General features: G+C 60.3%; 5 protein-coding genes. All 5 read left to right on the forward strand.

Going from position 1 to position 13,002, the window contains the following annotated elements:
- Positions 1-63: 63 nt before the first annotated feature.
- The 5 genes from gnd (at position 64) to WA943_RS05030 (ending at position 12,958) form a co-directional block, all read left to right on the forward strand.
- On the forward strand, positions 64-1,047 hold the full coding sequence (gnd, locus tag WA943_RS05010) for a phosphogluconate dehydrogenase (NAD(+)-dependent, decarboxylating) (protein ID WP_424468749.1): 984 nt from the start codon (positions 64-66) through the stop codon (positions 1,045-1,047).
- Positions 1,022-2,575, forward strand: coding sequence for a glucose-6-phosphate dehydrogenase (gene zwf / locus WA943_RS05015; RefSeq protein WP_424468750.1), 1,554 nt, complete (start codon positions 1,022-1,024; stop codon positions 2,573-2,575). The genes gnd and zwf overlap by 26 nt, the downstream gene beginning before the upstream one ends.
- Positions 2,572-3,417: a Cof-type HAD-IIB family hydrolase gene (locus WA943_RS05020; RefSeq protein ID WP_424468751.1), complete on the forward strand. Its 846-nt coding sequence runs from the start codon at positions 2,572-2,574 to the stop codon at positions 3,415-3,417. The genes zwf and WA943_RS05020 overlap by 4 nt, the downstream gene beginning before the upstream one ends.
- Positions 3,418-3,440: 23 nt before the next feature.
- Positions 3,441-4,178 (forward strand): 6-phosphogluconolactonase, encoded by a 738-nt coding sequence (gene pgl, locus WA943_RS05025; protein WP_424468752.1) that lies wholly within the window; start codon positions 3,441-3,443, stop codon positions 4,176-4,178.
- A 74-nt stretch (positions 4,179-4,252) separates the two neighbouring features.
- Entirely contained in the window at positions 4,253-12,958 is an 8,706-nt protein-coding gene (locus tag WA943_RS05030) for a GH36-type glycosyl hydrolase domain-containing protein (protein WP_424468753.1), read from the forward strand.
- Positions 12,959-13,002: the final 44 nt, after the last annotated feature.

Here is a 13,002-nt window from a genome sequence, read left to right on the forward strand (position 1 = left end):
GGTCGCCGTTCTGAGGCGACCCGTTCGGAAGGTGCTGGTACGCGCACAAAATGGAGAAAGAGAATGCAACTCGGCATGATCGGTTTGGGGCGCATGGGCGGCAATATCGTTCGTCGCCTGACGCAGCGCGGGCATCAATGCGTTGTCTTCGATCAGAACAAATCGGCGATTGAGGCGCTGGCAGGCAGGGGCATAACAGGAAGCGCCGGTCTCGAAGATCTTGTGCACCGTCTCGAAAAGCCGCGTGCCGTTTGGGTGATGCTGCCATCCGGCGAAATTACCGAGAATGCCGTGACACAGCTTGGCGACATGCTCGAGGCTGGAGACACGATTATCGACGGCGGAAACTCTTTCTACAAAGACGACGTTCGTCGCGCGAAAGCCCTCAAGGTGAAGGGCATCCACTATGTCGATTGCGGCACCAGCGGCGGCGTCTGGGGGCTGGAGCGCGGCTATTGCCTGATGATCGGTGGTGACAAGGAGCCAGTCGATGCCCTCGATCCGATCTTCAGCGATCTGGCACCGGGACGCGGCGACATTCCGCAAACGGCAGGGCGCGAAGGGCGCGACCCGCGTGTGGAGCGCGGCTACGTCCATTGCGGCCCCAGCGGTGCCGGGCGCTTCGTCAAGATGGTGCATAACGGGATCGAATACGGGCTGATGCAAGCCTATGCAGAGGGCTTCGAAATCCTGCAAGAAGGGGCAGGGGCAGAAGTGCCCGAAGAGCGACGCTATACGCTCGATCTGCCCGACATCGCTGAAGTCTGGCGACGCGGCAGCGTCATCGGCTCGTGGCTTCTCGATCTGACGGCGATGGCCTTTGCCGAAGACCCGAAGCTCGCAGGCTATACTGGCTTCGTCGACGATTCCGGCGAGGGGCGCTGGACAATCATGGCCGCCATCGAAGAGGCGGTACCGGCCAACGTATTGTCCGCGGCGCTTTATGCCCGTTTCCGCTCGCGCGAGAAGGACAGTCTCGCCGACAAGCTGCTCTCGGCCATGCGGCACGAGTTCGGCGGCCATGTCGAACCAAAGGCAGGTGCCTGAAGTGGCGGAGAGGCAAAACCTCGCACCGCCTTGCACCTTCGTCATCTTCGGAGGCGCGGGGGATCTTACCAAACGCCTGCTCATGCCCGCTCTGTGCAACCTTCGCCGGGCAAAGCTCCTGCCGGAACAATTCGCCGTGATTGCCGTTGCCCGGGCCGGCAAGAATGACGAAAGTTTCCGCAACGAACTCGGCGCAGCGCTTCACGAATTTATCGACGACAGCGTGACGCAGGACGATCTGCAATGGTTGATGAAACGCGTGCATTATCTGCGCGGCGAGTTCGACGATCCGGCGGCCTACGAAGCACTGGCGCAACGTCTGGCGGAAATCAGAAAAGCCGATGATACCGGCGGCAATGTCCTCTTTTATCTTGCAACGCCACCCGAAGCATTCGCGCCTATCGTCCACCATCTCGGCCAGTCCGGCCTCGTCAAAGAGGCGGACGATCAATGGCGCAGAGTGATTGTCGAAAAGCCCTTTGGGCACGATCTTCTGTCGGCCAAAGCTCTTGATCGCGACATCCTCAGTGTGCTCAGCGAACAGCAGGTCTATCGGATCGATCATTATCTCGGAAAGGAAACCGTTCAGAACATCATGGTGTTCCGGTTCGCCAATGGTCTTTTCGAACCGCTCTGGAATCGCGACCACATCGATCATGTGCAGATCACTGTGGCCGAGACCGTCGACGTCGAGCGACGCGGCAAGTTCTATGATGCAACCGGAGCGTTGCGCGACATGGTGCCGAACCATCTCTTTCAGCTTCTGACGCTCATTGCGATGGAGCCGCCGAGCTGCTTCGACGTCGAGGCTTTGCGCAGCGAAAAAGCCAAGGTGCTCGACGCCGTCCGTCGCTTCTCTCGCGAGGACGTGCGGACGAATGTCGTGAGCGCGCAATATGACGCGGGAAAAATCGGGGACAGGGAGATCGAGCCTTATCGGAAGGCTCCCGACGTCGCGCCGGATTCGACGACGGAAACCTATGTCGCGCTGAAATTCATGATCGACAATTGGCGCTGGGCGGATGTGCCGTTCTATCTGCGGACCGGCAAGGCGCTTTCCGAGCGGCAAACCGAAATTGTCATCCAGTTCAAGCAGGCGCCATTGGCGCTCTTTCGCGACACGCCGGTCGAGCACCTGACGCCCAACGATCTCACGCTTCATATCCAGCCCTACGAGGGCGCGACCTTGCGGTTCAGCGCGAAGGTGCCGGGGCCGAACATGCATGTGCGCGGCGTCGAGATGACATTCGACTATGAGGACTATTTCAAGGCGGCACCGAGAACGGGTTACGAAACGCTGCTTTACGATTGCATGATCGGCGACGGCACCTTGTTCCAGCGCGCCGATAATATCGAAGGCGGATGGCAGGTTGTGCAACCTGTGCTCGATGCCTGGGCGGCGGATCGCTCGCCATTGTCGATCTATCCCGCAGGCAGCACCGGCCCCAAAGAGGCGGAAGCATTGCTCGCGCGCGATGGGCGGCACTGGCGCCCGTTCAATGGCAAGCGGGAGAGCAAACTGCCATGACAGCGAACGAACGGATTCCAAGAACCAAGATTTCGGCTCTCATCGCGGATGTCGATGGCACGCTTGTCACGGCGGACAAGGTGCTGACGCCGCGCGCCCGCGCCGCCGTGCAAGCGTTGGCTGCCGCCGGTATCGCATTTGCCATCACCAGCGGTCGGCCGCCGCGCGGCATGGAAATGCTGATCGAGCCGCTGGCGCTCAGGACACCTATCGCCGGTTTCAACGGAGGGGTGCTCGTTGCTCCCGACCTGACGCCGATTGAAGAGCATCTTCTCGCCGCCGATGTCGCGCGGCGCGCGGTGAAACTTATCCTCGATCGCGGCCTGGATGTCTGGGTCTATAGCGGCGAGGACTGGCTGGTCCGCGACAAGGCGGCCGCGCATGTCGCGAGTGAAGAAAAGGCGGTCCAGTTTACACCGACCGTCGTTGACAATTTCGAGATGGTCCTCGACCGCGCGGCCAAGATTGTCGGTGTCAGCGACGATCCTGATCTGATGGCTCGCTGCGAAAGAGAAGCGCAAAGCATATTGGGCTCTCGGGCTTCGGCGACATGTTCGCAATCCTACTATCTCGACATCACGCATCCCGATGCCAACAAGGGGATGGTCGTCACGACCCTGTCGAGGCTCTTGTCTATCCCCCACGCAGAAATAGCCACCATTGGCGACATGCCGAACGACGTTCTGATGTTCCGCAAGAGCGGCCTCAGTATCGCAATGGGCAATGCTGACGCCGAGGTGCAGAGACAAGCGCAGTTCGTCACTGCGTCCCATGAGGAAGACGGATTTGCCAAGGCGGTAGAGCGATATGTGCTCGGCACCGAAATCGAGGCGTCATCTTGAACGCCGATCGAAAAGGAGCACCCATGACGCATACTTCAAAAGCCAAGCTGAAAATTCTTGCCGACCCCGAAGCGCTGGCGCATTACGCGGCGGATTGGTTGCTCGCCGCGGCAACAGAAAAGCAGGGCGTCTTCGCCGTTGCGTTGTCTGGAGGCTCAACACCGCGTGGTCTTTATGAGCGCTTGGCGCAGGCGCCTTATCGCGATGCGTTTCCCTGGTCGCGTGCGCATTGGTTCTGGGGCGATGAGCGCTTCGTGCCGCCTGACGATACCTCGAGCAATTACCGCATGGTGCGCGAAGCATTGCTGTCGCATGTGCCTGTCCCCAAAGCCAATATTCATGCGATCCCGACTGAGCATATGAGCGCGGCGGCGGCCGCATCGGCCTATGAAGCGGAACTCAGATCTTTCTACGGCACGGGGCACCTCGATCCGGCGTCTCCGCTCTTCGACGTGGTCTTTCTGGGATTGGGTGCAGACGGCCACACGGCATCTTTGTTCCCCGGATCGCCAGAACTCGAGGAGCAAAGCCGGTGGGTCGGCGCGGTTGTCGGGCCGGGCGGCGACACGCGCATCACATTGACTTATCCCGCACTCGAAAGCGCAAGGCACGCCGTCTTTCTGGTCGATGGCGAGCAAAAGAAAACGATCCTTGGCCGCTATTGGCGCGGCGATAGCGATTTGCCAGCGGCGCGCTTTCACCCAACCGGCGCCTTGTGTGTGTTTGCCGATGTCGCCGCAGCCGGGGACACGCCATCATGACGGATGAAGCCAGACAAAATGGATCGACGCGCCCCGCGATAATGCGGGACTTCACGGCTTTTGTTGATCGGCTGATGCCGCGACGAGGCGCATCGTTTACCTCGCCCGAAGAGCCCATTCGCGCCGAACTCTTCAGCATCGAGCGGCTGGAGCAACATGCCGAAAGCCTCGCTGCCGCGCAGCGCGTATCTCAGGACGCCGTTGTAAAGCAGCACACGCCACGACTCTATGCCAACGCCCAGGTTCTGATCGCCGCCTATCGCGTGATCGTCGGGGCGACGCGCGCCCATCGACCGATTACACCGGCAGCAGAATGGCTGCTCGACAATTTTCATATTGTGAACGAGCAGATCCGCAAGATCGAGGACGACTTGCCGCCGGGCTTCTATCGCATGTTGCCGAAGCTGATCGATGGGCCGCTGGCAGGCTTCCCGCGCGTCTTCGGTGTTGCCTGGGCGCTTGTTGCGCATACCGATAGTGCGTTCGACATTCCCAAGCTCACGCGCCTCGTGGTGGCCTATCAGCGCGTTCAGCCTCTCACCATCGGCGAGCTATGGGCCGTTGCGATCACCTTGCGCATCACACTTGTGGAGAATTTGCGCCGCCTGGCCGAGGCGATCGTCGTGCGTCTGGAGGCAAGCCAGCAGGCCGATGCTCTTGCCGACCGGGCTCTGGCGGCGGAGCCGGGCAGCGCAGAGGCCAATGCAGCCATATTGCGCGACCTTGATCTTGTCCCCTGGTCCACCGCATTTGGCGTCCAACTGTCCCAGCGGTTGCGCGACCGCGATCCCGATGTCACGCCCGCGCTGCGATGGCTGAACGAAAAACTCGCGCAGGAGGGGACGACCACGGACCGGATCGTGCGCGACGAGGTCCAGCGCCAGAGTGCGATGAACGTGACCGTCCGAAACGTCATCACGAGCATGCGGCTGATCTCGACAATCAGCTGGGCGGAATGGTTCGAATCCGTGAGTCTCGTCGACGAGACGCTGCGCGAGGGCAGTGATTTTGCTGACATGGATTTTCCGACCCGCGATCTTTACCGCCGCGCCATCGAGGATATCGCGCGCAAGTCGGGACGTTCCGAGATCGAGGTCGCCCAGAAGGCGATAGCTGCGGCACAGGCGGCGACGGCCACCGACCATGAACGCGACCCCGGCTATTACCTCATTTCGAAAGGCCGCCGCGCTTTCCAGCAACAGTTCGGCTATCGCGTTCCGCTGTGGAGGCGCGCATTGCGCGTCACCATGGGCGGCATATACGGCTATGTCGGAATGATCGCGTTCATCACCGCCGTCGTTCTCGCTCTCGGGCTGATCGGCGCGGGCGCGGGCACGCTCAATGGCTGGATAGCTTTGGTGCTCGCGATTGTGGGGCTAATCCCCGCATCCGATGTGGCGGTAGCGCTGGTCAATCGTCTCATCACACAAAATGTGGGCGCCGTGCTCTTGCCGGGCCTCGGACTTCGGCAGGGTGTACCGGCGGAACTGCGCACTATCGTCGTTGTGCCATCGCTGCTGACCAGTCAGGAGGCGGTCGAAAGTCAGCTCGAACGATTGGAAGTTCACTATCTGTCGAATGCCGACGACAATCTGCATTTCGCGATGCTGTCGGATTATTCGGATTCCACCGAGCAAAATTCCGCCGCCGACGAAATGTTGGTTGCCTATGCCGCCGAAGGGATCGCTCGCCTCAATCAGCAACACGGACCGGCGAATGCGGGCGATCGCTTCTTTCTGCTCCATCGTCGACGTCTGTGGAACGAGGGCGAAGGAAAGTGGATCGGCTGGGAGCGAAAGCGCGGCAAGCTGCATGAGCTGAACCGGCTGCTGCGTGGCGCAACGGACACCACCTTCCTGAATGTGGGTGGGAAGCTCACCACGTTGCCGCCCGACATCCGCTATGTCATCACGCTCGACGCGGATACACGCATGCCGATCGGCGTGGCCAATCGGCTGATTGGCAAAATGGCGCATCCCCTCATGCGTCCGCTTTTCGATCCGCGTCTGGGCCGTGTCGTGGAGGGACATGGAATTCTTCAGCCGCGCGTGACGCCCTCGCTGCCTGTCGGGCGCGAAGGATCGCTGTTCCAGCGGGCCTTTTCCGGTCCCACCGGCCTTGATCCATATGCCTTTGCCGCTTCCGACGTCTATCAGGATCTGTTCGAGGAAGGCTCATATGTCGGCAAGGGAATCTACGATATCGACATCGTTGAACGCGCGATGGCCGGACGCATTCCCGAATGCATGGTCTTGAGCCACGATCTGCTGGAAGGGATATTCACGCGTGCGGGTCTTGCGTCCGATATTGAGGTCGTTGAGGAATTTCCCTCGCGTTACGACGTTGCAGCAGCGCGCCAGCACCGCTGGACCCGCGGAGACTGGCAGTTGCTGCCCTGGATTTTCGGTCGTGGACGCGATGCTGGCGGCAAGTCCGAAAGATGCGCCATTCCGCTGATCGGACGCTGGAAGCTGCTCGACAATCTGCGTCGCTCGCTCTCTGCACCTGCTGGCCTTCTCGCGCTCATCATTGGTTGGCTCCTGCCGCTCCATGCGGCACTCGCATGGACCATCTTCCTGCTCTTCACGATCGCGTTTCCGCCGCTCCTCCCCGCCATCGCGGGCATTGTTCCCAAGCGCGCAAGCGTCTCGATGAGCAATCATCTGAAATGCCTCGGCAGGGATTTCGCGCTCGGTTTCCTGCAAAGCGGGTTTTTCGTCACTTTTCTTGCGCATCAGGCGTGGTTGACGGTCGATGCCGTGGCGCGAACATTGTACCGGCAGATCATCTCCGGTCGCCGGCTGCTCGAATGGACCACGGCGGCGCAAGTGAACGAAGAGGCGCAGTTCGATACACGTGCGCTCTGGATACAGATCGCCGCGAGCGCCGCTTTCGCATTCGTGGTCGGTGTGGTCATTGCGTTTGCCGGGCATCACGCCTGGCCGATCGCCGTCCCGTTTGGCGTCCTGTGGGTTTTATCGCCTGTGGTTGCGCGGCTGGCGAGCCTGCCGCCACCTGCGGCGGGGCATCTCTCCGTGACTGCCTCCGATACGAGGGCGCTGCGTCTGATCGCGCGGCGCACATGGCGTTATTTCGAAACTTTCGTGACGGTGGAAGACAATATGCTTCCGCCTGACAATTTTCAGGAGACGCCCCATCCGGTGGTGGCGCATCGAACTTCACCGACAAATATCGGCCTCTATCTGCTTGCCGTCGTCGCCGCGCGGAATTTCGGCTGGCAAAATCTTCTGAACACGCTTGGCAGGCTCGAAGCGACGCTTGCCACCATGAACAAGCTCGAGCGTTTTCGCGGCCATTTCTACAATTGGTACGATACGCAGGACCTGAGGGCGCTGGAGCCGAAATATATTTCCTCTGTCGACAGCGGAAATATGGCGGGTCATCTGATAGCGCTCGCAAATGCCTGCGAAGAGATGGCCAGGCAGCCGGCGTTTAGTCCCAGCTGGATCGACGGATTGAAAGATGGCCGCGATCTCGTGGTCGAATCTTTGGGCGTCGATTCAAAATCAGAGCGCTCATCCAGGCTGGTGGCCGCTATTGAGGATTTCTCTCAGCTCCTTGAGCGGCCCGTGGACACCGCATTTCACATCGGGTTGCTTCTGGACGACCTGCTTCCTTGCGCCAACGCGATTGCAGGGGAAGCCGCAAATCAGGGATATCAGGAAGTTTCGATCTGGGCCGAAAGCCTGCGCGCCACGGTTCAGGCGCATAGGCGCGACCTCGAAACTCTGATGCCGTGGATCGGCATTGTCGCGAGAAACTCGACCTTGCTTGGAGACAGCACAACCGTCTTCGGCCTTTCCGAGATACCCACGCTTGAGCGTCTGCCGCAGCTTTGCGAGACGGTGATAAGCGACATCGAGGCAGGAATGGCGGAGACGCTGGATGAGAGCCCCGATTTCACGATGCTGATCCGCGCACTCGAAAAATCCGCGGAAACGGCGCGTCAGCTCCTGAATCGCCTGTCGGCGCTCGCTGAAACTTTCAAGACGATGGCGATCTCCATGGAATTCGGCTTCTTGTACGATTCCGTCCGCCAACTTCTGTCCATCGGTTACCGCGCTGAAGATGGCAGTCTCGATTCCAATTTCTATGATCTTCTTGCCTCGGAAGCGCGGCTCGCAAGTTTCGTCGCCATTGCGAAGGGCGACATACCGGCGCAACACTGGTTCCGGCTCGGGCGGACCATGACGCCAATCAGCGGCGGATCGGGCTTGATCTCATGGTCGGGATCGATGTTTGAATATCTGATGCCCTCGCTCGTCATGCGCGCGCCTGCAGGCAGCCTGCTCGAACATACCAACCGTCTGATTGTGCGTAGGCAGATAGATTATGGCAGATCTCTCGGCATTCCATGGGGCATGTCAGAATCTCAATATAACGCGCGCGACATCGAGCAGACCTACCAATATTCGAGCTTTGGCGTTCCCGATCTCGGCTACAAGCGCGCATTGGCTGAAAATACCGTCATAGCGCCCTATGCAGCGGCGCTGGCCGCGATGATCGACCCTGTCGCTGCGGTTCGAAATTTCGTCCGCCTCACAAGTCTGGGCGCGCGCGGTCAATATGGCTGGTACGAGGCCCTCGACTACACGCATTCGCGCGTGCCCGACGGCGTGCAATTCGCGATCGTGCGGGCCTATATGGCGCATCACCAGGCAATGGCCGTGGTCGCCATTGCCAATGCGCTTCAGGACGGCGCAATGCGCGGCCACTTCCATGCCGAGACATTCGTCCAGGCGGCAGAGCTGCTGCTGCAGGAACGCATGCCCCGCGATATCGCGCTTGCTCGTCAGCCGCCCGAACATACGACGGAGGCGAGCGAGGCTGAAAGCCTCGTGCCTGAGGTTCAGCGCCGCTATACGCGCGCCTATTCGCGCGTGCCGCGGACACAACTTCTTTCGAATGGCCGCTATTCGGTGATGGTGACTGCTGCGGGTTCGGGGTACAGCCGCTGGCGCGACATTGCGATCACGCGCTGGCGCGAGGATACGACCGGCGACGGCTGGGGCGCTTACATCTTTCTGCGTGATGTGAAGAATGGCAATGTCTGGTCCGCCGGTTACCAGCCGAGCGGCGTGGCGCCCGATACCTACGCGGTAGCCTTTTCGGAAGATCACGCTGAGATCGTCAGACAGGATGGCACGCTCGACGTCAAACTCGAGATCGCCGTTTCGCCGGAGGACGACGCGGAGGTCCGGCGTGTTTCGATCACTAATCACGGTACGCGAGAGCGCGAGATCGAACTGACCTCCTACGCCGAAATCGCGCTGGCGCGGCAATCAGACGATTTGATGCATCCCGCCTTCGCCAAACTATTCGTTGAAACGGAATTCGTGCCGAGCCTCGGTGCGATTCTCGCCACAAGGCGGAGGCGTTCGGACAGCGACCCGAAAGTCTGGGCGGCGCATCTGGTTGTCGTTGAAGGCGAGACGTCAGGTGATGTTCAGTTTGAAACGGATCGCGCGCGCTTTCTGGGGCGTGGCCAAACCACCCGAACGCCTGTCGCGGTTTGCGACGGCTGGCCTTTGTCGAATACTGCCGGCCCGGTTCTCGATCCGGTTTTCAGCCTGCGTCGACATGTGCGGATTCCGCGCGGCGCCACGGCGCGGTTGGCCTTCTGGACCATCGCGGCGCCGACGCGAGAAGCGGTGCTCGACCTTGCCGACAAGCATCATGATGCGATGGCGTTTGAGCGGGCGACCATGCTCGCCTGGACGCAAGCGCAGATGCAGCTTCATCATCTGGGAATTACTTCCGATGAAGCCCATCTCTTTCAGCGGCTCGCCAACCACATACTTTATTCAGACCCCGCCTTGCGCCCCGCGCCGAACATCCTCGCGCGCGGCGCGGGCAAGGCATCTACCCTCTGGGCGCAGGGCATATCGGGCGACTTTCCAATCGTTCTTCTGGAGGTCGCGGAAGAAGATGATCTCGACCTCGTCCGCCAACTGCTCCGCGCCCATGAATATTGGAAGCTCAAGCAACTGACCGTCGATCTCGTGATCGTGAACAAGCATGCACCGTCTTATGTGCAGGATCTGCAGAATTCTCTGGATGCCTTGGTGCGCATGAATCGCTCGGCACCCAAGGTGAAGAGCGATAGCGCGGCGGGTATGATATTTGTCTTGCGCGGCGATCTCGTGTCGAAAGAAATACTCGATTTGCTGCGCAGCACGGCGCGCGCCGTATTGACTGGCGGTCGCGGCACTCTCGGGGAGCAGATCAACCGCGCCCGAGATTTCAAGCCGCCGGTTGCTCCGCAGCCCTGGCCTGTCAGCGCGAAGGTCGTGCCCGAGCGTTCGCGGCCGCATCCACCGCTTGAATTCTTCAATGGCTTTGGCGGTTTCGGCGCAGACGGGCGTGAATATGTGACGATCCTCGAGGGGACGAACTGTACGCCCGCGCCGTGGATCAATGTGATTGCCAACCCGTCTTTCGGCTTTCAGGTTTCCACCGAGGGTGGCGGTTTTACCTGGGCGCTTAACAGCCAGCAAAACCAGCTTACGCCTTGGTCGAACGATGCTGTCGGCGATGCGCCGGGCGAGGTGTTCTATATACGCGACGACGATACGGGCGAGGTCTGGAGCCCCACCGCGCTTCCGATCCGCGAGGAAGCACCCCCCTATATCGTCGCGCATGGTCAGGGTTATAGCCGCTTTGAGCATAGCGGACACGGCGTGACGCTTGAGCTTCTTCAGTTCGTTCCTGTCGATGACTCGATAAAAATTTCGCGACTGAAAATCACCAATCAATCGCGACGCACCCGCCGCCTTTCGATCACGGCTTACATAGAATGGGTGCTCGGTGCCTCGCGGTCAGCGTCTGCGCCTTTCATTATCACTGAAATCGATTCTCAGACCGGCGCGATGTTTGCGCAAAATCCATGGAGCAACGATTTCGGTGAACGCATAGCATTCGCCGATCTCGCCGGACAGCAGACGGCATGGACCGGGGACCGCGCCGAGTTCGTCGGCCGCGATGGCACGCTCGCCCGCCCCGTCGGATTGGCTCAAGACGCAGAGCTTTCCAACCGCGTCGGCGCGGGCCTCGATCCCTGCGCTGCCTTGCAAACATCTGTCGTGCTCGATGCATCGGGCGTCGTCGAGGTGATCTGCTTCCTCGGCGAGACGGCAAACAGGCCCGACGCGCAGGCGCTGGTCGCCAAATATCGCGCTGCCGATCTCGATGCGATTTTTGCCGCCGTGGCGGCGCAATGGGATGACATAACGGGTGCTGTGCAGATCAAGACGCCAGACCGTGCGCTGGACATATTGGTGAACCGCTGGTTGCCTTACCAGACGCTCGCCTGCCGGGTTTGGGCGCGCACGGGATTTTATCAGGCCAGCGGCGCATACGGATTTCGCGATCAGCTTCAGGATGTCATGGCGCTTTGCATATCGCGCCCCGACCTGACGCGCGCTCACTTGCTTCGCGCAGCCGCACGACAATTTCCCGAAGGCGATGTTCAACACTGGTGGTTGCCTGAAGGTGGACAGGGCATTCGCACCCGCGTCGCCGATGATCGGGTATGGCTTGCTTATGTCACCGCGCATTATGTCGAGGTGACCGGCGATCTGTCCGTGCTCGACGAAATGGTGCCCTTCCTGGAAGGGCCGCTCCTGCTCGAAGGCGAGCATGATGCGTTTTTCAAGCCGACGATTTCCGTAAAGGAAGTCACCCTCTTCGAGCATTGCACCTTGGCGCTCGACCAAAGCCTCGCCACGGGTGTGCATGGATTGCCGCTCATGGGAACCGGCGATTGGAACGACGGCATGGATCGTGTCGGTGGCGGCGGCAAGGGCGAAAGTGTTTGGCTCGGCTGGTTCCTCTATTCGACGCTTCAAACATTCGCGCAAATCGCCGAGCGTCGTGGCGATGCCACCCACGCGAAGGAATGGATGGAATACACGCGCACCCTGAACACTTCTCTGGAGGAGCAGGCATGGGATGGCGACTGGTATCGCCGTGCATATTTCGATGACGGAACACCGCTCGGCTCGGCATCGAACAGCGAATGCCGCATCGATTCCATTGCGCAATCATGGAGCGTGATCTCGGGCGGTGCCGAGGCGCAACGTGCGAAACGCGCGATGGCGGCGGTCGACAAATACCTTGTGCGCCGCGACGATCGGATAGCGCTGCTGTTCACGCCGCCTTTCGAACACGCGGTTCCAGACCCCGGCTATATTAAAGGCTACCCGGCGGGCATTCGTGAAAATGGCGGGCAATACACACATGCCGCCGTCTGGTCGGTATTCGCATTCGCCAAACTCGGCGATGGCGACAAGGCGTTCGAATTATTGTCCTTGATCAATCCGATCAATCACGCCGACTCGCCGACGAGGGTGCATCGCTACAAGGTGGAGCCCTATGTCGTCAGTGCCGATATTTATTCCAGACCGCCGCATGTCGGGCGGGGTGGGTGGACCTGGTACACCGGCTCTGCGGGATGGACATATCGCGGGGCGCTCGAGGCTGTTCTCGGATTTCAGTTGCGGGGCAATAAGCTGTTCATGGACCCCTGCATTCCCAAAAACTGGCCCGGCTACGAAATTTCATTCCGCCACGGCAGCGCGCTCTACGAGATCAGCGTCGACAATCCGCTCGGAATTTGCCGCGGCATTCTGACGATCGAACTCGATGGCGAGTTGCTGTCTGAAAAATCGAACTTGATCCCGCTGGTCGATGACGGGGCGAGCCATCAACTTAAAATCGTTCTGGGAGAAAAGCTGGAGCAGGATGGCGGCCGCGGATAAGTCACCGACGCCTTCTTGCCGCCATCGAAAGGGGCACAGCGGGA

Origin of the sequence: Parvibaculum sp., from assembly GCF_049651025.1 — a bacterium.
Lineage (GTDB): Bacteria > Pseudomonadota > Alphaproteobacteria > Parvibaculales > Parvibaculaceae > Parvibaculum.